Origin of the sequence: Sorangium sp. So ce204 (assembly GCF_051526795.1) — a bacterium.
Taxonomy (GTDB): Bacteria; Myxococcota_A; Polyangia; order Polyangiales; family Polyangiaceae; genus Sorangium; species Sorangium cellulosum_B.
In genome coordinates, this window is the sequence record NZ_CP150317.1 from 11,865,158 (window position 1) to 11,890,171 (window position 25,014).

10 protein-coding genes and 1 pseudogene are annotated in these 25,014 nt (G+C 69.0%); all 11 read left to right on the forward strand.

Annotated elements, in window-relative coordinates; all coding sequences use genetic code 11:
• Nucleotides 1-32 precede the first annotated feature (32 nt).
• Nucleotides 33-1,064 (forward strand): recombinase RecA, encoded by a 1,032-nt coding sequence (recA, locus tag WMF22_RS44820; protein ID WP_438033689.1) that lies wholly within the window; start codon nucleotides 33-35, stop codon nucleotides 1,062-1,064.
• A 211-nt stretch (nucleotides 1,065-1,275) separates the two neighbouring features.
• Entirely contained in the window at nucleotides 1,276-2,397 is a 1,122-nt protein-coding gene (locus WMF22_RS44825; RefSeq protein WP_438033690.1) for an AAA family ATPase, read from the forward strand.
• Nucleotides 2,398-2,471: 74 nt separating this feature from the next.
• Nucleotides 2,472-2,798, forward strand: coding sequence for a hypothetical protein (locus WMF22_RS44830; RefSeq protein ID WP_438033691.1), 327 nt, complete (start codon nucleotides 2,472-2,474; stop codon nucleotides 2,796-2,798).
• A gap of 606 nt (nucleotides 2,799-3,404) precedes the next feature.
• Nucleotides 3,405-4,066: pseudogene (locus WMF22_RS44835) on the forward strand (serine/threonine-protein kinase PknK); the annotation flags it as partial.
• 563 nt (nucleotides 4,067-4,629) lie between these two features.
• Nucleotides 4,630-12,948, forward strand: coding sequence for a SpvB/TcaC N-terminal domain-containing protein (locus WMF22_RS44840; RefSeq protein WP_438033692.1), 8,319 nt, complete (start codon nucleotides 4,630-4,632; stop codon nucleotides 12,946-12,948).
• A 47-nt stretch (nucleotides 12,949-12,995) separates the two neighbouring features.
• The gene (locus tag WMF22_RS44845) at nucleotides 12,996-13,580 is read left to right on the forward strand and encodes a hypothetical protein (RefSeq protein WP_438033693.1); all 585 of its coding nucleotides are present in this window, start codon (nucleotides 12,996-12,998) and stop codon (nucleotides 13,578-13,580) included.
• A gap of 77 nt (nucleotides 13,581-13,657) precedes the next feature.
• The gene (locus tag WMF22_RS44850; protein WP_438033694.1) at nucleotides 13,658-13,981 is read left to right on the forward strand and encodes a hypothetical protein; all 324 of its coding nucleotides are present in this window, start codon (nucleotides 13,658-13,660) and stop codon (nucleotides 13,979-13,981) included.
• Nucleotides 13,982-14,210: 229 nt separating this feature from the next.
• Nucleotides 14,211-14,576 carry a hypothetical protein gene (locus WMF22_RS44855; RefSeq protein WP_438033695.1) on the forward strand — a complete coding sequence of 122 codons (366 nt, stop codon included), beginning with the start codon at nucleotides 14,211-14,213 and terminating at the stop codon, nucleotides 14,574-14,576.
• Between the two features lie 393 nt (nucleotides 14,577-14,969).
• On the forward strand, nucleotides 14,970-15,293 hold the full coding sequence (locus tag WMF22_RS44860) for a hypothetical protein (protein WP_438033696.1): 324 nt from the start codon (nucleotides 14,970-14,972) through the stop codon (nucleotides 15,291-15,293).
• A 153-nt stretch (nucleotides 15,294-15,446) separates the two neighbouring features.
• Nucleotides 15,447-15,758 (forward strand): hypothetical protein, encoded by a 312-nt coding sequence (locus WMF22_RS44865; protein WP_438033697.1) that lies wholly within the window; start codon nucleotides 15,447-15,449, stop codon nucleotides 15,756-15,758.
• A 49-nt stretch (nucleotides 15,759-15,807) separates the two neighbouring features.
• Nucleotides 15,808-24,702 carry a neuraminidase-like domain-containing protein gene (locus WMF22_RS44870; RefSeq protein ID WP_438033698.1) on the forward strand — a complete coding sequence of 2,965 codons (8,895 nt, stop codon included), beginning with the start codon at nucleotides 15,808-15,810 and terminating at the stop codon, nucleotides 24,700-24,702.
• Nucleotides 24,703-25,014: the final 312 nt, after the last annotated feature.

A 25,014-nucleotide genomic window follows, 5' to 3' on the forward strand; every position in this document is an offset into this window, starting at 1 on the left:
GTCAATACCCTCACCAGCAAAGGACCTTCCCCATGAACGCTCATGTCAGCAAGGCCCGCGCCGTCCAGTCCGTGGTCGGCGCCATCGAGAAGCAATTCGGAAAGGGAGCTCTCATGTCCCTCGGAAGTGGTGACAGCATCCCCGAGATCCGGGTCATCCGCACCGGCTCGCTCGCGCTCGACGCCGCCCTCAGCATCGGCGGCTACCCGCGCGGCCGCGTCGTCGAGATCTACGGCCCGGAGTCGTCCGGCAAGACCACCCTCACGCTGCACGCCATGCGCGAGGCCCAGCGGACGGGTGGTGTCGCGGCGTTCATCGACGCCGAGCACGCGTTCGACGTCACCTACGCGCGTGCGATCGGCGTCGACACCGACCGCCTCCTCGTCTCCCAGCCGGACAGCGGCGAGCAGGCGCTCGAGATCGCGGAGATGCTGACCCGCTCCTCGGCCGTCGACATCATCGTCATCGACTCCGTCGCCGCGCTCACGCCGAAGGCCGAGATCGAGGGGGACATGGGCGACCAGCACCTCGGGCTGCAGGCGCGGCTGATGAGCCAGGCACTCCGCAAGCTCACGGGCATCGCGCACCGGACCGAGACCACCCTGATCTTCATCAACCAGCTCCGGCACAAGATCGGCGTTGTCTTCGGCAGCCCCGAGACGACCACGGGCGGCAACGCGCTCAAGTTCTACGCGAGCGTACGCCTCGACGTGCGCCGGATCGGGACCGTGAAGGCGGGCGAGGACACGGTCGGGGCCCGGACGCGGGTCAAGATTGTCAAGAACAAGCTGGCGCCGCCGTTCAAGGAGGCGGAGTTCGACATCCGCTGGGGCAAGGGGATCGACGCCGCTGGCGACCTCGTCGACCACGGCCTCACGACAGGGGTGATCCAGAAGAACGGCGCGCACCTGGCCTTCCGCGGCGAGCACATTGGCCACGGGCGCGATCGAGCTCGTGAGGCGCTACTCGCGAACGGAACGCTGGCCGCTGCCGTGCGCGCCGGCGTCGAGGCGGCTGGGCACGAGCCTCAGGGACGCCATCGGGTCGAAGCCGCAGGGACCTGAGCCCTCAGCAGCGACGACCAAGAGCAGGTGGACAGCCCGCAGCGCTCGGCGGCGGGCTGTCTCCCCGCCCCCGAGATCCGCCCGCGGTCATCGCCTCGCGCGAGCGGGCTCCAGCCGGGTGGGCCGCACCCCGCTGGAGTTCCCCGCGACGGCCGCCGCTCCCGCCGCGCGGCGCGGGCCGCGCTTTCCCATCAGCAACTGAGGAGAGATCATGCTCCAGAAAGTCCGAATCCGGGGCTTCAAGACGATCGTGGATGTCACGTTGGAGCTCGGGCAGTTCAACGTGTTCGTCGGGCCGAACGGCGCCGGGAAGACCAACCTGCTCGAGGGTATCGCGCTGCTCGGCGCGGCTGCGCAGGGCCAGGTGGACCCGGACGCCTTGAACGCACGCGGGGTGCGGGTGACGCGGACCCAGCAACGCACCCTCCTCAGGACGTCAGGGCGTCGGCGGGCGAAAATGATCATCGAGGCGTGGGCCGAGGGTGCGCGCTACGAAGCGAGGCTCCAGGAACCTAAGACTTGGTCGTGGTCATGGAACTTCGTCAGTGAGCGACTGATGGAGAACGGCGTGGAACTCGCCGCCCGAGAGCGCAATGTGGGTCGCTTGGTGCTGGATCGAAAGATCGGAAATGCAGTTCCGATCAAGCCGGAGCATGACCGCGGAATCGCTCCATTGGCGTGCGCGACGCATGGCGAGGGGCCGCTCAGCGCACTGCTTCGTGCCTTGGATCTGTTCGCCATCTACAGCCCGCACGGATCCTCCCCTGAGTCGATGAAAGGCGTGGTGTTCGAGTGCGCCCCCGAGCTGCAACGGGAGCATGCCCTCTGGCGACGGATCGTTGATGAGGTACGCAGGCTCGTCGAGTGGACCGAGGATCTGTCGAACGAGGGCGTCAACTTCGCTGACCGTCATCTGCGCCGCGAGGCGCGATGGATCTCTACCGGCGCGGCCGACGACGGCACGCGGCTCATCCTCTACACGCTCATGTTGCTGCTGCTCCCGGAAGGACCGCCTGTCTTGGCCTTCGAGAACGCTGACCACGCGCTGAGCCCACGCCTGGCGCTCCGGGTTGCCGAGCGGGTGCAGCACATCGTGCTGAACGAGCCCAGACGGCCGCAGGTGCTCATGGTCACGCAGCGGCCGGAGGTGCTCGATGCGCTCGACCTCGGGGACGATCGGGTGCGTCTCTTCATCGTGGCTCGGAACAAGAGCGGGGCGACGGAGGTGGGTCGGGTCGGGTACAGCGACGCGCTCGCCAGGTGCACGGAGAGGGGGATGACGCTCTCGCGGCTATGGCTATCAGGCGCGCTCGGCGGAATGCACGACATGTGAGCTCAGGTGTTGCATCAAGCGTCAACGCAAGTTCAGGGCACGCGCGGGGATAAGAAACATGAAGGAGGACGACCATGAACATTCTGCGTCGCGTCGCCCAGCTCATGCTCGACATCAACGAGATCCAGGCCGAAGCCGTCTTCAAGGTGTACGGTCGATTCGGTCTCTACCGGCGGCTGTACATCGCCTGTGGCTTCCCCGAGGGCACCGCAAAGCGGATCGAGGAGCGGCTACTCACGCTCGGCCACGAGGGCGTGGCGGAGCAGCACGAGATCCTGTGCCGGTTCGTGCGGGGTGACATCGACGGTGTGCGGCTCTTCGAGGAGCTGGCTCAGTGGTTCTCGGGCTACATGGAAAGTTGCCAAGCCGCCGCAATGACCGAGTTGCAGGCTGCTGCCTGAATCGGGGCGCAATGCGTAGGAGGATGGACGGAGACTTCCGCCGTTCTCCTTTTAGCTCCACATTGCTCCTTAAGGAATGCCCACTCACTCCAGCGCTCAATTACGCTCACGATACTGCGCGAGGTGAAGCCCACCTCGCGGTACTGCTCCACCGCTCTCGATGTTTTATTCAGGTATCACATCAGGAGAGAACCAACAGATTCTCCCGTTTGCCATTTCGTTTGCCTCCGGAACGGCATATTAGCCGGTTCCTCTGCAAGTATAGAGAGATGTTGGCGCGTTCGCCGGGCGACGGATGTGATTGGCAAGCTGCAGACGGGCTGGCGCCGCGAACGGCGCGACAAGCCGCTGCCCGATGCATGGGCGAGACGGCCGCGCGGGGCCTCCATCACCGCCGGCGCCGGTCCGACCTGAACGACGCGGACGCCCTGCACGCAGCGGCCGCTGCGCCGAAAGGAGGGTCCCCGCTCCCGCTTGGCATCGCCTCTTGCCTGCTCGCCCGATCCGCGGCCAAGGCCGACGCCGCCCCGCGCCCAGCTTCATCGACGCCAGCGCGAGGCGTGAGTGCTCCGAGCCACGGCGACGGTCGGGCGGTTACGGCTCAGCGGATCGTTAGGGAACAAGGGTCCGCACGTCGCGGCGTTCCTCGGCGAGCTCGTAGGGGCGACGTTCCCCGACAGGGGCGATGAGCAGCTCCAGGCGGCGCGGCAGAGTCCGGTGCTGATGGGCGACCGACTCCGCGAGGCGTTCGAGGACTTCATCCGAGCCGAGTGCCAACGGCAGCCGGTGCTCCTGGTTCTGGAGGATCTGCACTGGGGTGACCTGCCCACGGTGACCCTCATCGACACCGCGCTCCAACACGCGAGGGGCATGCCTTTCTTCGTGCTGGCGCTCGCCCGCCCGGAGGTCCACGAGCTCTTCCCGGCGCTCTGGAACGAGCGCAAGGCCTCCGGATCCGCCTCGCGCCGCTGCCCCGGCGCGCGAGCGAGCGGCTCGTGCGGGAGGTGCTCGGCGACAGCCTCGGCGCCGAGCCGGTCGAAAAGCTCCTCGCGCGCGCCGAGGGCAACGCGTTCGTGCTGGAGGAGCAGATCCGCGCGGTGGCCGAGGGCAGGAGCGAGGGCCTGCCCGAGACAGCGCTCGCGATGGTGCAGGCGCGGCTCGAGGCGCTCGGCATCGAGGAGCGCCGCGTCCTCCGCGCGGCGAGCGTTTTCGGCGAGACGTTCTGGGGAAATGGGGTTGCCGCCCTTGTAGGCGGCGCGCCGGTGGCGGCGGCGGCAGAGCCGCGGGAGCGCGGGCGGCTCCCCGCCGGTCTCGCCGAGGAAAATCTGGGTCAGCTGCGCGCGCTGGCGGGGGGCGTGTGCGGCGGACGCGGGGGGCGCTGGCCACGGGGCCCTTTCGATACCGTCGCTCGATCGTCGGGCGTGGTCTCATTGGCCCAACCGGGGCTCCGGCGCGGACAGGAAGAGCATTGAGCCCTTCCGCTTTACAGGCTCCTGGGCAACCCCGGGGAGGGTCCACCGTCTCCATCGCCTCGACGGCGGCATCGTAAGGTCGCGAAATCAGTCGACCCACGTTTCGACGGATGGAGCACGGGATTGCCAGGACGGATCCAAGTTGACGCGCCTGAACGTGTCTGATTCTCTGATCGGGACGCTCCGACGCGATCGGTTGGACGGCGGTCTCGATGGATCACCACGCTCGCTAAGCCGCGGCTCATCACCCAGAGGAGATCTCGACCGGCTGCGATAAGCAGCTCGGCGGCATCCCGCGGTTTGAGGGAAACCTGGTCACGCAGGATGTGAAGTAATCGAGAAGGGAGGGCGGAGATCTCATGTCGATCAGTTTTTCCAGCCGCGATCCGCTTAAGGCCGGGCTTGACTGCGCGGCAGAGGTCAACCCGCTCACCGGCACGGTCTCGGTCGGCGTCCCGCTCAAGCTCTCCCCTGGCCGCGACGGGTTCGGCCCCGCGCTCGCGCTCGCCTATACCTCGAGCGGCGCCAATTCGCCCTTCGGCGCCGGCTGGGCGCTCGAGGGCGTGCTCTCCATCGCCGTCGACACCCGCAGGGGCCTGCCCCGCTATGACGGCTCCGACCGCTACAGCTTCGCCGGCATGGAGCTCTTGCCGCAGGAGATCGAGGACGCAGGGGGGTGGCGACCGGTGGCGATCGATCAAGGCGGCTTTCTGGTGCGCCGGTTCCGCGCTCGCGTCGATGCCTCGCGCATCCGCGTGGAGCAGTGGGTCGAGAAGGCGACGGGGCGCGTCCACTGGCGCACGCGAGACGCCGCGAACACGTTGACCATTTACGGAGCCAACCCCGACGGCACGAGCCGGGTGGCCGATCCGGCCGACGAGGGCCGTGTTTTCTCCTGGTTGCCGGAGATCCAGGTGGACGCGCGCGGCAACGCGATACTCTTTACTTACCTCAAGGAGACCCGGGAGGGCGTCGACCTCGCCTCGGCGGCCGAACGCTCGCGTTTCAAGCCCGGCGAGGCCCCCGCCCAGCGCTACCTGAAGTCGATCCGCTACGGCAACGCGAAGCCCGTGAGCGCGGACGGGGCGGTCGCGCCGGATACGGAGTGGCACTTCGAGGTCGTGCTCGACTACGGCGATCACTCGAGCGCCGACCTGCCCGCGCCGGCCCCCGACCGGGCCTGGCCGGCGCGACCGGACCCTTATTCCACTTACCGTGCCGGCTTCGAGGTGCGCACCTTCCGGCTGTGCCGCCGCATCCTCATGTTTCACCGGCTCCCGGGGCTCGGCGCCGAGCCGGTGCTCGTCGGCATTCACACGCTGGAGCACGATCTCCGGCCCGAGGGCGCGACGCTTTCGGCCGCGCGCTACGAGGGGCTGCGCCGGCACCTCTCGACCGGGGCGCTGTCGCGCCGCGCGACGCCTGCGCTGCGCTTTGCTTATGTGCGCCCCGAGCCGGAGAAAAGCTTCCGATCGGCGCCGCAAGAGACAGTCGAAAACGTGCCCACCGGTCTCGCCGGGGCTGCCTACCGATGGCTCGATCTCTGCGGAGAGGGGTTGCCCGGCATCCTGGCCGAGCTGCGTGATGGCTGGTACTACAAGCCGAACGAGGGCGGCGGCCGGTTCGGGCCGCAGCGCCTGGTCATGGCGCAGCCCAGATACCGCCTCGCCGACGTCGCGCTGAACGACTTCGACGGCGACGGCAACATGGATGTCGCCGTGCTGCACGGGCGCGGCGCGGGGTACTTCGAATACGACCGCGAGAGCGGGAGCTGGAACGGTTATCGGGCGCTCGCCAGCCTGCCGCACCAGGAGGCGGCCGGCGGCAGGGCGCAGTGGCTCGACCTCGATGGCGACGGGAGGGCCGACCTCGTGGTCGCCGGCCACGGTCGAGTCGTCTGGTACCCTGCGAGGGGCAAGCAAGGGTTCGATGCGCCTGTCGAGGTCACCGGCGGTCCAGCCGGAGAGGGCGGCCTGCCGGTGGCCGACGACACGCAGCTCGGCTTCTTCTTCGCCGATATGACCGGCGATGGCCTCGCCGACCAGGTACGCATCCAGGGCGGGCGCGTCGAGTACTGGCCCAACCTCGGCCACGGCCGCTTCGGCGCGCCCGTGGTCATGGACAGTCCGCCGGATTTCGGGGCGGACGCCGCGTTCGATCCGGGCCGCATCCTGATCGCCGATCTCGACGGTGACGGCTCGGCAGACCTCCTCTATGTGGGCGCGCAGGAGATCCGTGCCTTCATCAACGCCGAAGGCAACGCCTGGGTGCAGGGCGCGCGCTTCGCCGATCTTCCCGTCATCGACAAGAACGCCTCCTTGCGCGTGCTCGACTTCCTGGGCGACGGGACGCCGTGCCTCGTCTGGTCGACCGCGCTGCCAGCAGGCGGCGCGGCGCCGCTCCAGTTCCTGCCGCTCGCGGGGCCGCCGCGGCCCCACCTGCTGGTCGCCGTGGAGGACGGCCTGGGCCGGGAAATCCGGTTCTCCTACGAGAGCTCGGCGCAGCACTACCTGCAGGCGCGGCGCGAAGGGGCGCCATGGCGCACCCGCCTGCCGAGCCACGTCACCGTCGCCGCCGCGCGCGAGGAGATCGACCGGATCACCGGCTCGCGCCTCGTGCAGCGATTTCGGTACTACGATGGTGTCTACGACGGCGCGGAGCGGGAGTTCCGCGGCTTCGGCCGGGTCGATCGGTTCGACGCGCCGCTGCACGAGGACGGCGACGGGGCCACCGCGCCGCGCGGGCAGGCGTCCTGCGTGCGGAGCTTCTATTTCACGGGCGGCCTCGTCGAGCACAGCCTGACCGACGCCTGGGGGGGCGATCCCGCGCTGCGCGCACCGCCCGCCGTGACGGTCGAGCGGGCGAGCCTGCTCGCGCCCGAGGAGCACGCCGACGCGCTGCGCGCCGCCGCGGGGCGGCTCATCCGGCGCGAGGTGTTCTCGGTCGACGCCGACGGCGCGCTCGCAGAGACCCCGCTCGAGGAGACCCTGGTCGCTTACCGGGCGCTCCGCCTGCAGCCGGCGCGCGGCGAGGGCCAGCCGGCCGCCGTCGCGATCGAGGAGTCCGAGACGCTGCGGGCGGTCTACGAGCAGGACGCGAGCGACCCGCGCGTCAGCCATACCCTGGTGCTCGAGACGGACGGCTTCGGCAATGACACGCTGACCGCCGCGGTTCACTACGCCCGCCGGCCATCGCCGGCCGGCGCGCCCGCGTCGCCGCAGCAGGCGAAGCCGATCGTCACCGCCCGCCGCACGCGCCTCGCCAACCTAGAGACGGACAGCCGTTATGAGCTCGGCCTGCCGGTCGAGGAGCAGGTGCTCGAGGTGAGCCTGCCCGGCCTCGGTGCCGCGGTCCTCCCCTTCGCGGAGGCCAAGGCCCAGATCGCGCAAGCGCTCGCCGCGCCGCGCGCGTTTCACGAGTCGCTCGCGGGGCTCGCCGCGCCGGCCTCGCGGCTCATCTCGTGGGAGCAGTCGTTCTATTGGAACGACGACCTGACGGGCGCGCTGCCGCTGGGTCAGGTCGGCGCGGTCACCCTCCCGCACTCGAGCGCCGAGGCGTGCTTCACGCCAGAGCTCGCCGCGGCCGTTTACGGCGCGCGGGTGGACGGCGACCTGCTGGCGGGTGAGGGCGGCTATGTGCTGCGCGACGGCCATTTCTTCCGGCCCAGCGCGGTCAGCCGCTACGCGAGCGCCGCAGACTTCCATCATCTCACCGGCCTCGTGCGGCCCGACGGCGCGGCGAGCACGCTGGTCCGCGACGCGACCCGGATGTTCCTGGTCGAGGCGCACGATCCGCTCGCCAACGTCACCCGGGCGGAGATCGACCCTTGCGCGCTCGCGCCCTATCGCATCGTCGATCCCAACGGCAACATCGCAGAGGTCGCCTATGATCCGCTCGGCGTCGTCTCCGCCTCCAGCATGAGAGGCACGGTCCTCGACGAGGCCGGCGTCGAGCAGGCCTATGGGCAGGAGCCGCTCTCCGGCTTCGTCCAGCCCGCGCCGCCGACGCTCGCCCCCGTCATCGCGGATCCGGCGGCGCACGTGGGGGGCGTCGCGCAGGCCGTCTACTATGACCTCGATGCGTTCCGGCGCGACGGCGCGCCGGTCCAGGTCGTGACGCTGGCGCGCGAGTCCCTCGCCCACGACGGCACGGGTGCGCCGAGCGGGACGAGCGACGTGCACGTCACGGTGACGCACATGGACGGCTTCGGCCGGCCGCTTCAGTCCAAGGTGAGGGTGGAGTCCGGTCCCACGATCCAGCGGGGAGCCGAAGGGGAGGTGGTCGTGGGGCCGGACGGCCGGCCGGTCGTCGCCAACGCGACAGAGCCGTGGCTCGCCTCGGGCCATGTGGTCTACGACGAGCGGCAGCTGCCGGTACGCCAGTTCGAGCCGTTCTTCACCGCGTCCTGGCGTTACGAGGGGGACGCGGAGCTCATGGCGTTCGGCGTCTCCTCCGTCACACAGACTGACGCGCTCGGCCGCGCGGTGCGCACGGACTTGCCGAACGGCACGCTGACGCGCACCGAATACGCCGCGTGGGAGGTGCGCACCTTCGACGCCAACGATTGCGTGAGCGGCTCCGCGTACCATCTCATGCGCAATCCGCTGGCGCCCAGCGCGCCGGAGAAGCGCGCGCTGCTGAAGGCGCTCGAGCACCACGACACGCCGTCCGTCGACCACCTCGACCCGCGCGGCCTCACCGTCCGCCAGAGCGTGCGGTCGGCGGGCGGCGCGCAGACGCGCGAGACCGAGACGCTGCTCGACGCCGCCGGGAATGCGGTCGGCATCGTCGATCCGCGCGGCATCGCGGCGTTCGAGTACCGCCTCGACATGCAGGGCCGCGCGCTGCTCACTCGCAGCGCGGACGCGGGCGAACGTCGAGTGCTCCTCGATATCTACGACCGGCCGATCCACACGTGGGACGCGCGCGGCGCGCACGAGCATCGCACGTACGATCGCCTCGATCGGGTGCTCGCCGTGCGCGCCGGCGGTCTGCCCGGCCTGGACCACATCGTCCAGCAGTGCGTCTACGGCGAGGACGCGAGCGTCCCGGACGCGGCGGCGCGCAACCTGCGCGGCCGCCTCGCGGTCCAGCGGGATACCGCCGGCGTGCGCACCCTGCTGGCAGCGAGCCCGCTCGGCCAGCCGCTCGCTGTCGAGCAGCAGTTGCGGGAGGAGTACAAGGCCGAGGTCGATTGGTCCACGCCCGCCGCCGTGACGCTGATGCCGGAGCGCTGGGTGACGCGGACACGGTACGATGCGCTCGGACGGGTGATCTCCCAGCAAACGCCGGACGGCGTCACGCGGCGCTACCGCCACCTGAAAGGCGGCGGCGCGGCGGAGCTGCGCGTCTCCACCGCCGACGGGCGGGTGACGGATCGGATCGTGTTCGACGAGGCCCGCTACAACGCCCGCGGCCAGCGAGAGCGCGTGCGTCTCGGCAACGGGGTCGAGATCGTCCACTCCCACGATCCGCTCACCTTCCGCACGGCGCGGGTGCGCGCGACGCGCCTCGCCGACGCGGCGACGCTGCAGGATCTCGCCTACACCTACGACCCCACAGGCAACATCGTCCTGACGCGCGACGCGGCGCAGGAGTCGGGCGCGCTCGGCGCGCCGGTGCGCAACCTCACGGTGACGAGCGAGCAGGAGTTCACCTACGACGCGTTCTACCAGCTCCAGCACGCCACCGGCCGTGTTCACCGCGCGCTGCTCGAGCACGATTACCGCGCCGGCGCGGCGGACACGTTCCGCGGCAGCCGCGCCGTCTCGCTTAACGACGGCGGCGCGGTCGACCGTTATACCCGGCACTACGAGTACGATCTCTCCGGCAACCTGCTGCGGATGCGTCACGTCTCCCTGCAGACCTGGACGACGGAGATGTGGATCGCGGCGGGCTCGAACCGCTCGGTGCCGCTGCACACCCCGGGCGGCGGCACCGTGTCCGACCCCGAAGCCCGGTTCGACGCCGCAGGCCATTGCACGTCGTTGCCGCACCTCGCCTCGATGACTTGGGACTTCCGAGGCATGCTCACCCGCGCGGTGCTCATCGATCGCTCGGCGGAGGGCGGGCCGGACGACGCGGACCATTACGTCTACGACGCCGAGGGGCGGCGCGTGCGCAAGGTGACGGAGCGCCTCGTGGCCGGCGGCGTCGAGATCACCGAGAAGCTCTACCTCGACGGCTGCGAGATCAAGCGCATCTCCCGCGGCGGGGCGCGGTCGCTCGAGCGCGTCACCTCGCTGCTGAGCGACGGATCGGGGGCGGTCGCCTCGCTGCACCGCTGGACGATGGACAGCGCCGGGCGGGAGACGGACGACATCGACGTGCCGCGCTGGGTGTATCAGGTCGCGAACCACCTCGGCTCCGCGCGGCTCGATCTCGACGCGCAGGGCGGCGTCATCGCCTACGAGGAGTATTTCCCCTTCGGCGGCACCGCGTTCGTGGCGGGCGACGACCTGCGCGCGGCCTCGTGGCGGGACTACCGGTTCAGCGGCAAGGAGCGCGACGACCTGACCGGCTTCTATTACTTCGGGTTCCGCTATTACGCTCCATGGCTCTGCCGGTGGCTGACGCCGGATCCGATCGGGGCCGGGGGTGGGCTCAACCTCTATCAATACGTGCTCAACAACCCGGTCAACCTCATCGATCCGGAGGGGCTCGATCCGCAGCGGCCCGGGCAGCGGCTGCGCACGCGTTACGTCACCTACGAGCAGTTCGTCGCGGCGATGCCGGAGGGCTACCGCGCGCAGGTCGATCCTGGCAGGCGCTGGACGGGGCTGTTCTCCTCTGATCAGCAGGGCGGCGGCGTCACCGTGCACCAGTCCGAGTCCACGTTCCGCGCGGCCGCGCGCAGGACGACGGGGCAGGTGGAGATCTGGATCTACGATCCGCGCTATCAGGAAGGGCTGGATCGAGGACTCGACGAGCGATCCGCCCGGGAGAGGGCGGAGATCTTCAACAGCATGGACGAGGCCTTCCGCCCGCTCCAGGCACCGCCGACGCCGGACGGGGCGGGCGGCGCGGGGGGGCAGGGGCAGCCTGGCCAGGGCGGAAGCGGCGGGCAGACCGGCACGGCGACGGGGGCGGGCGGCTCAGGCCAGCCCGGGGGCGGCGAGCACGGCGAGGACGGCGCCGGCGGAGCGGGCGCGGGCGCGGGCAACGCGCCTGGCGATTCCAGTGGTCGGGGCGACGCCGCCGACACCGGCGGCGCCGGCGTGCACGCGGGTGACGGCAGCGGCCAGGGGAGCACGGCGGCGCAGGGATCGACCGGGCGCGGTGGAATCGGCCACGGCGCGGGCGTCTCGGGCCGCGGCGCGGGCGGCGGCGATACCGGACAAGCGGGGGCGGGCACGCAGGGCCGCGGGGCGGGTGCAGGCGCGGGCGCGGGGGTGGGCCTGGGCGATGGATCGAGCGGGGCGGGACGAGGTCAAGGCGCCGGGGCGGGCGGCGCGGGACAAGGCCAGGGCGCCGGGGCAGGCAGCTCGCGTGCTGGCGGCGCGGGAGGAGCCGGCCAACGTGGCTCTGCCGGAGGGGCGCCGGGCGGCACGGGCCAGCAGCCTGGAGGTGCGCTGGGCGGCTTGCCCGGCGGGGTCGACGGAGGGGTGCAGGGCGGGACGGTCGGCGGAGTGCCCGGCGGCGAGACCGGCGCCGGCGCGCCCCTTGGAGCGCCGGGGGGCGTCGACCCCAATGGAGCGACCCGGGGTGCGCCGGGCCAGAGCAGCGGCAGCGCCTCGGCGGACGGCACGGGCGGGGCGCAGAGCGGAGGCGAGGGCGGGCAGACGCAGCAGGCCGGCGGCCAGCAGGGGGGACAAGCGGCCGGCGCGCAGGGCGGGAGCGGCCACGGCGGGCAGGGGCGTGGCCAGCCGGAGAGCGCGATGGATCGGGTGACGCGCTACGCGGGATACTGGCACCTCGAGCCCGGCGATGAGGGGCGCGAGGGCGTGGGGTCCGGCGGGATCCCGGGGGCGTTCGGCAGCATCAACGGCGGGTTGCTGGGCCAGGCGGCATTTCTGCTCCTCACAGCGGCCGACGTCATCTTGACTGCGCTCACGCTGGGCGAGCTGGCGGCCATGAAAGCGGCGCTGAAGGCCAGTCTGAATCGGGCCATGGCGGCCGGCCGCCGCGCGCTCTCGGCGGTCGCCGCCGTCTTCACGCGCGAGTTCTGGCGCAACGTCGGAACGCGACTCTCGACCTGGTGGGCCACGCACTCCATGGAGGTCGTCGTCGGCAAGGGAGCTATCAAATGGTTCCCCGTCCACATGGGCTGGCGTGTGGGCGAGGTTGGAATGCACGCAGACGGAACGAAGCCTCTTTACTGGCTCAGCAAGCCGCGCCGGATGATCCGAGTCCTCGAGCAAGGCTGGAAATCGGGCAGCTTCCGTCAGGCGCTCACGCGGGTGCTCAGCCCGCAAAGGATTACGGGCACGCTCCAGAAATATATCGACACGGACGCGCCTTTTATCTTCCGGGCGCCCGCGCTCAATCCCGCGCGCGCGGTGGAGGGTGTAGCGGGCAGACCGGTCCTCTCTTGCGTCACGTCCACGTGGAACGCATGGAGCCGCGCCAATTACCACATACCCAACATCATGGCGGCGCTGGGGCTTGGAGGCGCTGCCGCCTGGGCGTTCGGCGACGAGCGCGATAATCCGCAACCTGAACCTCAACCGGGACGCTGAACATGATGCCGGAGATTCACAGCCTGCCGATCGAGAGCTGGCTCGCCTTGCCCGAGCTCCTGGCGGCGGACGGCTTCGCCGTTCGCCTGCCCGAAGCAAGAGGGAACGCCGAGCTCCGCTGTGGTGCGAGGTCGGAGACATTCGAAGTTCGAAACGTAACCTCCAGCCGCGTGTCACTTTGCCTCGCGCCGGTGCGGCGGCTCGACATCGCTGCGCGGCTCGAACGCATCTTGATTTGCTCGGACGCGGAGGTCCTCGTACCGGCGGCGTCGCGAAGCGGGCCTGGCGTGCTCGGGCGCGGCGAGCCGGCCGACATCGAGGGGCTCCTCCACGATCTCCTCGCGAAGGAAGGCTCCCGGAACGAGGAGCGTCGCGGCTTCTGCACGCCTCCGAATGAACACGCCATCTGCCGCTTCGGCTCGGTGGACTGCTCCTATGGTCGGATCGACTATGAAACAGGGCTCTGCTTCAACGTGAGGCAACGCAAGACCGTGGAGTTCCTCTACGTAGACCCAGATTTTTTACGGAAGTTTTCGGTCCAGAGGGCGCAATATCGCGAAAGGATCCGTTTGCATTTCGGGCAGTACAATATAGAGCACATGCAAGTCGAGCCCAGGACAAATGGGTCGTGAGTTGATCAGTCCCGGCTTCGTGCTCTGGAGAGCTCGCAACCCGAGGCGCGAGCGCGGCGACCGGATGGAGAAAGGCCATGAGCGGCGGCTTCAAAATTCTTGCTCGGCGCCTTCGCGCCCTCGCATACGGAACGGAGGGCCGGATCCAGGCGTTGCGGAACGCGGGCCGCACCGTCGACCTCGACGCAATCCCGCCGCAAGGTGGAGGAGAGATTATCGAGCTCGATCTCGGCTATGGGACGGAGCTCTGGCTGGTGCCGGAGCCGCCCCCAGTGCCCGACCGTGAGCTGACACTCATTGAGAATGGTCGATTGATCCTTGAAATAGATCGCAAACTTACCAGCGTACGTCGCCTGCGAGACAAGGGTCTCAAGCTTAGTGGATGGAAGATGAGATCCTAGTTGCATCGCTTGCGCGGTTGCGCTGCCAGAAACGCCTGCATCGCCTGACTGGTCGTCACTAAAGGACATGTCGCGGGAGCCCTGGAAGCATATGCCCGATCTGTGCCAGCTAAGAACAGCGATTCACTGCTCCAGGTGCGGCTCGAACGTCCCAGCGCCGGCAGGCGTTGTTCGGTTCCAGTGGGGTGAGGTCCCGCGCGACTATCGCAACGGGGACGATGTGGCGTGGTTGGTCGACAGCGCTGGGCACGTGGTTCCGCCGTTCGTGCTCGTGAGGGATCACGATCAATATCACTGGAACTATGGAGAGCCGCAGTGTCGCGATGTCCTCGCATTCGATATCGACCCTCATGAGCCCGAGATGCGCTGTGCAAGCTGCGGCGCGTTATTCGAAGGGATAGCCGCACGTGTCGTCGATGGGAAGTTTGATGGCGCGATTGGATTTCTCCCAGGGAGCATCGTTCAGCAGTTTGGCGTGGACGTCAGCTCGTTCGACGTGGCGGTTCGCGAGCCCACGGGCGGCTGGAGGGCCAGGACCGACTGGTTCAATCCGATCCTCACCGAAGCAGGCCAGGGGGGCGCTGAGAGGGACTGACGTCATGCGCGGGCTTGTGCGGGTTGGTGTATTGAAGCGCGGGGGTTGCCTTGACGAAGGAAGAAGCGATCAGAGCGGCGAACGAATACCTCGTCGTCGAGATGGGGGCTGAGCCGGAGCTCGCAGGAAGACGCTGCGAGTTTACGCCGATATCGGCTCGCTTGGATGGGCAGAATCAATGGCATGTTCTCTATCGAACCAGCCTGCCGGACTCGCCGCGTGCTGTTGTGGATACGTCTGTTATAGTTCTCGTCGACTCAGCGTCGGGAGAGGCGCGTTTCATGAATGATGTAATTATGTAGTTTTGCGCCAATTGCCTCTTTCGAGTTCTCGCGACAGTGGTCTGTGTAACGACGGGCGGCCTGCGCAGCCGCGATCGGATGGAGAAAGGCCATGAGCAGCGGCTTCAAGATGCTCGTGCGGCGGCTCCGGAGCCTCGCATACGGGACGACGGACCGGCTGAAGGCTTTGCAGGAGGCGGGACGCACGGTCGAGCTCGATGCCATCGCGCCGCACGAAGGAGCGGAGATCGTCGAGCTCGATCTCGGCTATGGGACGGAGCTCTGGCTGGTGCCGGAGCCGCCCCCGGTGCTCGACCGTGAGCAGACGTTCGTTGAAAACGGTCGATTGATCTTTGAAATGGATCGCAAGCTTACCAGCGTACGTCGCTTGCGAGACAAGGGGCTCAAGCTTGGTGGATGGAGGATAACGTTCTAGTCGCGTCGCTTGCGGGGTTGCCCCGCCAGAGACGCCTGGATCGCCCGAATGGTCGTCAGGAAAGGACTTGTCACGGGGGCTCTGGACGTACATGAATTCAAGATGGTGGTTATGGTCGCGCACGTTGAAGCCCGGCAGGAGCGCTGAGCGATCATGACGAAGGTCGACGCGATCGAGATGGCGAATAACTATCTCGTCAGGGAGATGCGGCCCGAGCCGAAGATAGCGGGCGAACGTTGCGAGCTGATACCAGTGTCGGCTCACGTGGACATCAACCGCCGATGGCGTGTCCTTGATCAGTTCACTGTGGTTGATTCGCCGGGATCCGTCGTGGATTCGTCTCTGACCGTCATCGTTGATCCGGCTACCGGTGAGGTACAGTTCGACGAGCTCAATCTCCCAGGATTCGCGAGCGGGCAGCGGCACGCACGGTCGCTCCCCGCTCAGCAGGTGGCATCAACGTAGGTCGGGTACTGAACCAACCCCGCTGCTTCGCAACGAGGAGGAATATCTTATGTCCATCAGCCGTGAGAATCTCATCGCGCTCGGCAGCCTGTCGGGCAAGACGCTCAGCGACGTCGCGGCGCTCAATCCGTCGCTCCATGGAGAGCTCCTGGGGGAGGTCGCCGAGGAGCGGCGCGTGGCGACGGACGTGGCGTTCGCGGACGCCTCCAGCGGGCTGCGCGCCCTCGTGCGCGCCGTCGACCTCGCCGCCGGCGCGAACCGGGATCGCCCCGTCAAGGCGGTGCTCGCGGATCTGCTGGACGACGGGCAGGTCGACACGGCGCTGCGGGCCGAGCTCGCCGGGAAGCTCTCGTCCCTCGCCCAAGTGGACGCGTTCGCGGGCGGCGTGTCCAGCGACGTGGCGCTGAAGGAGCACCCGCTCTTCCGCCGCTCCGTGGAGAAGGCCGGCGTGATGGTGCTCGCCAACGCGGCGCAGCTCTCCGCGGGCAAGACGGACGCGCTGCTGAATCAGGTCCACAACGTCACCCAGCTCGACGACGGGCGGCTCCAGCGCCTCGTCCAGGAGCAGGCGCTCACCGAGACCGAGGCCCGGCGCCTCGGGGCCATCGCCAGCGTCGCGAACCTGGCAGGCGGCCATCTCGGGCTCGCGCAGGCCGCCATCAGCGTCGGCAACGTGACGCGGCCGGAGCACCTCTTGCGACTCGACGTCGCGGCGTGGGAGGGCGCGATCACGAGCAGCGGGGCCGAGCCGCCGGACGGGCTCGACGCCCGCGCCTACGCCGAGGAGCTGCACCGCCGCGTGGCGGAGCTCTATCCCACCGAGACGGTGATGAGCCGCATCATGCCGCGCGACGTCATGCTGTACAGCCAGGCGCTCAGCGGGGTGCAGCCGCTGTTCCAGCGCAACACGAAGATCACGACGGTCGACTTCGACGCGCTCGACACCACGGGGTTCACCCAGCAGCAGCGGGAGACGCTCCGCGCCGCCCACGCCAACATGCGCGCTCTCGTGCGGCTGCATCCGGGCCTCGGGCTCGCCGAGATCGTCGACCGCGAGGGGATGTCCGTCCCACAGAAGTTCGAGGCGATCTGCCTCCGCCTCGAGACGCTCGACCGGCTCCAGCAGCATAACTGGGATGTCGAGCTCCTCGCGCTGGATCTGACGCCGGACAGCGATGATCTCAAGGCGCTGAATTTCACGGGCATCAACGAGCAGGACCGGCCGTTCGTCGTCGCGGAGCTCAAGGCCTATCAGCGCGTCTACACGCTCGCCGGCGACATCGGGAAGATCGATGCGCTGCTCCGCACCGGTTACAGCTCGGCGACCGCCGTCGCCCGCGTCGATCTCGACACCTTCGCCCAGAAGACCGGCCTCGACAGGGACAGCGCCTCCAGCATCCACAGGAGGGCGCGGGAGGTGGCGGGGACGGCCGTCGCCCAGATGGGCGCCGTCATCGACATCCTGAAGGGTGGGTTCGACTCCCTCGCGGTCGGCAACCTCGGCCCGTCGTCCCTCGACTACCTGCGCAAGCTCGACGGCTTCACCGAGCTGTTCGGCTCGCAGGACTACTGCGACTGCGCGCACTGCCAGTCGATCCTGAGCCCGGCGGCGTACTTCGTCGATTTGATGGAGTTCATCGAGGAGCACGTCACGAAGCATTTTTTCACGGGCGCGCGCGCCTCCCATGTCCTCGCTCTGAAGAGCCGCCGGCCGGATCTCTGGACGCTGCCGCTGACCTGCGAGAACACGCACACGCAGGTCCCCACGCTCGACATCATCAACGAGATCCTCGAGAACTACATCGCCCAGCGGCAGGGCTTCGCCGGCGCGCTGAGCGATCGCGTCGCGGTGAGGAGCGCCGTGTACCGCGACACCCTGCCCAGCGCGGTCGACTCGTTCCGGCAGCCATTCCTCCTGCCCTTCGCCCGCATCGAGCAGTACCTCGGCCATTTCTCCGTGTCACGGGCCGACGTCGCCGCCGCGATGGGCTCGCCCGCGGGGGTCCGCGCCGCCGCCGCGCTCGGCCTGTCGATGCCGCAGCGGGACACCATCCTCATCGCGAGGCCGCAGATCTCTTTCCTCGAGCACGTCTACGGCGCAGATTTCACGCTGTTGCCGGACGGCAAGATCGATCCGATCGAGACGAAGGTGCTCTTGAGGCACACCGGCATCCGCCGCGACGAGCTCGAGATCCTGAGCGCGTGCCGCTTCGTCACGGCGCGCGGGGCGGAGCGGCCGCGCTTCGTCCAGGCGAAGCGCAGCGAGGACAGCGTGCAGAACGACGTCGAGCGCGTGCACGATCTCACCCCCGGGGCCCTGGACCGGATGCACCGGTTCGTGCGCCTCGCCCGCCATCTCCCGTGGACGCTCGCCGAGGTGGACCTCGCGCTCGACGGCATCATGGCCGCCGGGCTGGCCGCGGCGCTCGACGAGGCGGCGCTCGAGGCGCTCGCGGCGATCAAGCAGATCGCCGCGCGGTTGCACCTGAAGATGGAACAGGCCGTCACGCTCTTCAGCCTCATTCCGAACGTCGCGCCCGGCGAGGGCAAGCCCGGGCTGTTCGATCGGCTGTTCAACGCCAAGCCGTTCACGCTCGCCGACGGGCCGCTGCCGAAGCCGGCCGTGGCGTTCATCCACTCCGCTTTCCGCGACGCCGCGCCGCCCCCCGGCAACGACGCCACGCTGCCGCGCCTGATGGCGGGGCTGCAGGTCGACGCCGAGCAGCTCGCCGCGCTGATCCGCGAGCTCGCCGCGCCGCTCGGCGCGGACCTCGGCCCCGACGCGCCGGAGGCGGCGCGCGGCTTCTTCCTCACCCAGGAGAACCTCGCGTTGCTCTACCGGCACGCCCGGCTCCTGCAAGCGCTGAAGGTGAGCGTCGCGCAGCTCTTTCAGCTCATCGCGTTCGCCGGGATCGGCGGGCCGGTTCAGACGCTCGCGCACGTGAGGGCGCTGATCGAGGCGCACGATCTCTGGAAGTCGAGCGGCCTCTCCCTGGACGATCTCGGCTTCGTCACGCGCGGCCGGGTCGAGGACGAGAGCCGCTATCCGAACGCGGAGGGGGTCGCCGCCACAATCGCCGGCGAGGCGATGCGCGAGCGGCTCACCCAGTTCGCCGATACGGTGTTCGCGTTCCTGCCCTCCGTGACCGAGGATCAGTCCCGCGCCATCGTCGCGGCGAACGCGGCGGCGTTCACGCTCGTGCCCGAGACCGGGTTGCTGCGCCTCTCGGACGACTTCAGCTCGCATGGGCCCCTCACCATCCCGCCGGGCATCGGCCTCACCGCGGCGGCCGCGAGGAGCGCGCTCGATCCGTTGCATGCCCGCGGGATCCTGTTCGTCAAGCTCGCCGCCCACCTCGGTCTGCCGGTGGACAGGCTGCCTGTCATGTGCGCCATGATCGGGGCCGATTTGTCGGCGCCCGGGGTCGTGCAGGCCCTCCACGGCGGGCCGACCGACGCGCTGGAGGCGATCGTCGCGGACCTCGCCCCGCTCGCCATGCTGTTCAAGCACGCCGCGTTCGACGCCGGCGTGCTCTCTTACATGCACGCGTTTCCCGACAAGTTCGCCATCGCCGACTTCAAGGCGCTGACGCCGGCCTCCGTCAAGGCGCTCCTTGCCTACCGCACGCTCGTCGATGTCTCGGCCCTTTCGCCCTTCAGCGCCGAGCCCGTGGCGTCCAACGCCGACGCCATGCGCGGGGCCATCACCATCTTCGATCCGGTGACCAAATTCGCCGCCGATCCGTGGATCGCCGCCGACGCGCTCCGGATCCAGCGCCCGTTGCTCATCACGCTGCTGCAGCACGTGACGCTGCCCAGCACCGCGCTGGAGGCGCTCACCGCGCTGGCGAAGGCCGCCGCGCTCGCCCAGACGCTCGGCCTCGACGGCGAGACGCTGGGGCTGATCCTGGCCGACGGGTATGACGACCTCTCCCGCGCGGCGGACGGCCTCGTCGCCACGTTCCGCACCAACTACCCGGACGAGGCCGAGTTCGAGGAGAAGATCGCGCCCTCCGAGGACAAGATCCGCTCCCTGCAGCGCGACGCGCTCGTCGATTACCTCATTCGCTCGATCCACCCTGAGTTCGAGGCGAAGGACGAGCTCTATCAGCACTTCCTGGTCGACGTGCAGCTCGAGGGCTGCGCTCGCACCTCGCGCGTCGTCGCCGGGATCTCGAGCCTCCAGCTCTACGTCCACCGGATCTTGATCAACCTCGAGCAGGATCGCCGCGCGCCGGAGGACCCGGCCCATGTTCACGTCCCGCCCGCCGCCATCCCGGCGGACGAGTGGGCGTGGCGGAAGAACTACCGGGTGTGGGAGGCGAACCGGAAGGTGTTCCTGTACCCGGAGAACTACATCGAGCCGGACCTGCGCGACGACAAGAGCCCGCTGTTCCAGGAGCTCGAGCAGACCCTGCTGCAGCAGGACATCAACGAGCAGACGGTGCTCGACGCGTACACCCGTTACCTCGCCGGGTTCGAGGAGATCGCCAGGCTCAAGATCGCCGGTGTCTACCACGACAAGAACCCGGAAGACCGCACCGATATCCTGCACATGTTCGGCGTGACCCAGAGCGATCCGCCGGTCTACTACTATTGCACCGCGGAGAACGTCCACTACGGTGAGACCGAGAGCGATCGCGCCGCCTCGTGGTCCCCCTGGCGCAAGATCGACGTGCAGATCCCGGTGCGCACCGTCTCCCCGGTCGTGTACCAGGGCCGCCTGATCGTGTTCTGGATCGAGATCTCGACCCAGGCCAAGCACAACGTGTCCGGGGGCGGCTCGCGGTTCACCGGCTACCAGCACACGTTCAGCCTGCGCTACACGTCGCTGAAGCTCGACGGTACCTGGTCTCCGCCGCAGGCCGTCCGCCTGGCCGGCGCGAGCGCGCCGTACCGGAGCAGCTGGGTCAGCGCGCCGAACGGCGTCGCCGCCGATCCGCTGGCCGATTACGGCGAGTCCGCCCATTTCCGGAAGGTGCCGCGTTACGATCTCTACGCGCACGACGACGAGCCGCTGGCCGGCTACACGCTGCGCGGCTACGCCTGGGACCGCTGCTACCCGGAAATCAAAGAGAACGGCGAGCTCGTGGTCACGTGCATCGGCTTCGGCACCCGAGCGAAGATCGATTTCGCCGAGAACGTCATCGTGCCGATGAACCCCTGGAACATGCGGCCGCCGCACGTGGGCAGCGTCCTGTCGATCAAGAACACTCGGTCGTTGGACAACCCCGATCGCACTCGGCCGCACCTCTTCTTCGGCTTGCCCGCGTCGTTCTTGATCGATCCCTACGCCCAGACCACGGTGTCCCGCAACGCGGCGAACGGGAGCTATTTGCAAGGCCGGATCATCGCGGAGTGGATGCTCGATCATTTCTTCGACAGCGTGCACGACGTCGACCTCGGCGAGCTGAAGTTCGGCGACGATCTGACCATCGTGAACGGCTCGGTCTCGGACGCGATCCTCACGAGCGGACAGGACCTCATCTACCTGCAGTGTCGCCCGAAATCGCCCTCGTCGCAGGCCCGCTCGCCGATCTTTTACCTCGCCAAGCGGCTGGGCACCCGCCTCGCGGACCACCTCTCGCGGGCGCTCTTCACGCGCGGCGTCGACGGCCTGCTCGACGTCGAGACGCAGAAAGCGCTGGGCGAGCCGGGCCTGCCTTTCACCGTCGTCGACTACCTCATCGACCGCACCACGAAGGGCGAGATCGACTTCACTGGGTCGCTCGGCGTCTATTTCCGCGAGATGTTCTTCCATATCCCGGCCCTGATCGCGAGTCACCTGAACGTCCAGGGCCGCTACGCGGCGGCGCAGCGCTGGTACCATTTCATCTTCGACCCGACCGCCACGGAGACGATCGCCGTCCCGCCCGAGCTGAGCGCCGCGGAGAGGGCGTTCCGGCAGCGCGACCGGGTGTGGCGCTACATCGAGTTCCGCGGCCTCGACGCCCCGAAGCTGCGGAAGACGCTGACCGATGGGGCCGCGCTCGAGGCGTACAAGAGGGACCCTTTCAACCCGCACGCCATCGCGCGGCTGCGCCTCAGCGCCTACCAGAAGGCGATCGTGATGAAGTACATCGACAACCTGCTCGACTGGGGCGACAGCCTGTTCACCCAGTTCACCACGGAGTCGATCCACGAGGCCGTGATGCTTTACGTCATGGCGTCGGATATCCTCGGGCCGCGCCCGGACAAGCTCGGGTCCTGCGGCGAGGGCAACATCGCGCCGAAGACCTACGAGGCCATCGCGCCTCACCTCGGCGCGGGCGAGGACGTGCTGATCGAGCTCGAGCAGTGGCACGTCGGGCGGCCGGAGGTCGCGCTGAGCCCTCAGGGCCTGCCGAAGATGCAGCGGGCGACGTTCGTGCTCGAGACGGCGCGGCTCGCCGCGCGGGGAGGCCGGCTCGGGGCGAACGCGCCGCCGGCCAAGGTGATGGTGCCCGAGCGGCGCGCGGTGGAGTGGAGCCTCATCGACGTGGACGAGCAGGTCGACTCGCGGCCCGGCAGCGCGCTCCTGGCCACCGAGAGGGACCTGGCCCAGGCGGGGCTCATCGAGCTCGACGCCGCGGAGGTCTCGGCGACCGTCAGGACCCCCGGCATGGCGCCTCAGGACGACAGGATCACGAGAGGGCTCATCGCCCGCCCGCTCGATCGGGCCAGGACGGGCATCGGCCTGTGGACCGCCTCCGGGGGGAAGGACGTCCCCGCCGCCGATTTCGGCAGCGTGGACAGGAGCTGGTTCGATCGTTTCTGGCGGTTCGGCATCGCCGTGATCCGGCAGGTCAGCCCCGTGTTCTGCATCCCGGAGAACAAGGACCTGAGCGCGTACTGGGCGCGCGTGGAAGATCGTCTCTTCAAGATCCGTAATTGCATGGACATCGCCGGCGTGAAGCGCCTGCCGGCCCTGTTCGCGCCGGAGATCGATCCGCGGCTCCTGGTCCGCGCCCGGGCGGCCGGGCTGTCCCTGGAGGACGTGCTCAACGCCACGACGGGCAGCCTGCCGCCCTACCGCTTCGCCTACCTCATCGAGAAGGCGAAGCAGGCCACGGCCACGGTGCAGGCGTTCGGCGCGGCGCTCTACGCGGCGCTGGAGCGGCGCGACAACGAGGAGCTGAGCCGGCTGCGCGTCGTGCACCAGCAGAACCTCCTGGAGATGACGACCAAGCTGCGCGAGCTCGACCTGCAGGTCGCGGACGAGGCCATCGAGCAGCTGCGCCGGCAGAAGGCGGCGATCGAGTACCGGCACGACTACTACCAGGGGCTGCTCGACGGCGATCTCAGCGCGTGGGAACGAACGCAGCAGGGGGCGCGCCACGCCGCCACCATCGCGTCGGGCATCGGCGCCTTGCAGCAGATGCTGGCCGGCGTCCTGTACCTCGTTCCGCAGCTCGGGTCGCCCTTCGCCATGAAGTATGGCGGCGTCGAGCTCGGCAACTCGGCGAATGCGTTCGCGTCGCTGACGCGCGCTGCGGCGACGCTCAGCGAGCAGGTGTCGGCCTCGGCCGGGCTCGAGGCGGGCTTCGAACGCCGCCGCGAGGGGTGGGAGCACCAGGTGGAGCTGGCCGAGCACGAGCTCCAGCAGGTCGAGAAGCAGATCACCGGCGCCAAGCTGCGCAAGGAGATCGCGGCCCGCTCGATCGACCTGCACGCGGAGAGCATCAAGCAGGTCGAGGAGATCTTCGAATTCCACAACGAGCGCTTCACGAACCTCGGCCTGTTCAACCACCTCGCCACCACGCTGCAGCGGCTCTACCGCGACGCCTACGGCGGCGCGCTCGCGATGGCGCGGCTCGCGGAGCAGGCCTATCGGTTCGAGCGCAACGACGAGGCGACTCCGCTCCTCTCTCCGAGCTACTGGGAGGTCTCGCGCGCCGGGCTGCTCGCGGGCGAGCGGCTGATGATCGATCTCCTGGCGATGGAGCGGCGCTTCATCGAGACCAACCTGAGGGCGCTCGAGATCGATCAGCCGTTCTCGCTCGCCCAGCTCGATCCGGCGGCGCTGATGCGGCTCAAGGAGACCGGGACCACCGACTTCTCGATCCCCGAGCTCGCCTTCGATCTCTTCTATCCGGGCCAGTACCGCCGCCGCATCAGGTCGGTGCGGCTCACCATCCCGTGCGTCACCGGACCGTTCACCAACGTGGGCGCGACGCTGACGCTGACCGGCTCGAAGGTCCGCCGGCAGCCCGCGCTGGGCGAGGCGGAGCTGTTCGATGTGCCGCTCCGGCGCAGCACCACGGTCGCCACGTCGACGGCGCAGAACGACGCCGGGGTGCTCGAGTTCGGCTTCCGCGACGAGCGATACATGCCGTTCGAGGGCTCAGGGGCGATCAGCTCCTGGAGGCTCACCTTGCCGGCCAACTTCCGCCCGTTCGACTACCAGACGATCACGGACGCGATCGTGCACATCGCCTACACGGCGGAGTTCGACGGCGCGTTCCGGGACGAGGTGGAGGCGGTCAACGGCGCCGCCGAGGGGACGATCGCGAGCGTTCTCTCAAACACGCCGCTCGCCCGAACCTTCAGCCTGAGGCAGGACTTCTCGAGCGTGTTCGCGCGGCTGCTTCATAGCCCGGTGGACACCGAGGTGCGGATCGAGATCACCCCACGGCATTTCCCGCTCTTCCTGCAGGGGCGCAGCCTGCAGATTACGGGCGCTTCGCTGATCCTGCGCACGCCGCGGGATCAAACCGCGACGGGGCTGCGCATCGCCGTCAACGGCGCGGAGCAGACGGACTTCACGCGTGAGGAGAGGTTTGGGGGCATGTTCGCGAGGGCGCTGGGCGCAGCGCTCGCTGGCAGTCCGGTCGCAACGCACCGTCTATCGGTCAGGGCATCGGGCGATCTTGCGCCCGATGCACCTGCGCCGGGCGATGTCTCTGCGCTCGACTCCACGAAGGTACACGATATCTTGCTGTACATCGAGTTCAAGCCGGCTTAGCGAGCGTTGCCCACCAATCGATGAGTTCCGTTTTGGCAGTTGTTTCGCCGAAAGAGGGCGATCTTCCGCCATGTGGCCAGCAGCGAATGCCTCGTTGCCTCGATCGCCAGCCGATAGGCGCTCTCGTGCGCTGCGCCTGTTGGACGCGCGCAGCCCCTGGCGTACGCGGCGGATGCTCGGGCAGGTTATGCCGGATGTCCCCCGAGACGCAGTGGTCCCCTTCGTGCCCGTGGAAGGCGAGTTCGCGACCGTGGCGGCCGAGCGAAAGCCTCCTCGCGCAGCGGAGTCGCTCACCGGCACCGCTCCCTTGCC

Bases quoted from the DNA above. Each gene is read 5' to 3' on its own strand.
- recA (WP_438033689.1), top strand. From the start codon at position 33: ATGAACGCTCATGTCAGCAAGGCCCGCGCCGTCCAGTCCGTGGTCGGC.
- WMF22_RS44825 (WP_438033690.1), top strand. From the start codon at position 1,276: ATGCTCCAGAAAGTCCGAATCCGGGGCTTCAAGACGATCGTGGATGTC.
- WMF22_RS44830 (WP_438033691.1), top strand. From the start codon at position 2,472: ATGAACATTCTGCGTCGCGTCGCCCAGCTCATGCTCGACATCAACGAG.
- WMF22_RS44840 (WP_438033692.1), top strand. From the start codon at position 4,630: ATGTCGATCAGTTTTTCCAGCCGCGATCCGCTTAAGGCCGGGCTTGAC.
- WMF22_RS44850 (WP_438033694.1), top strand. From the start codon at position 13,658: ATGAGCGGCGGCTTCAAAATTCTTGCTCGGCGCCTTCGCGCCCTCGCA.
- WMF22_RS44860 (WP_438033696.1), top strand. From the start codon at position 14,970: ATGAGCAGCGGCTTCAAGATGCTCGTGCGGCGGCTCCGGAGCCTCGCA.
- WMF22_RS44865 (WP_438033697.1), top strand. From the start codon at position 15,447: ATGACGAAGGTCGACGCGATCGAGATGGCGAATAACTATCTCGTCAGG.
- WMF22_RS44870 (WP_438033698.1), top strand. From the start codon at position 15,808: ATGTCCATCAGCCGTGAGAATCTCATCGCGCTCGGCAGCCTGTCGGGC.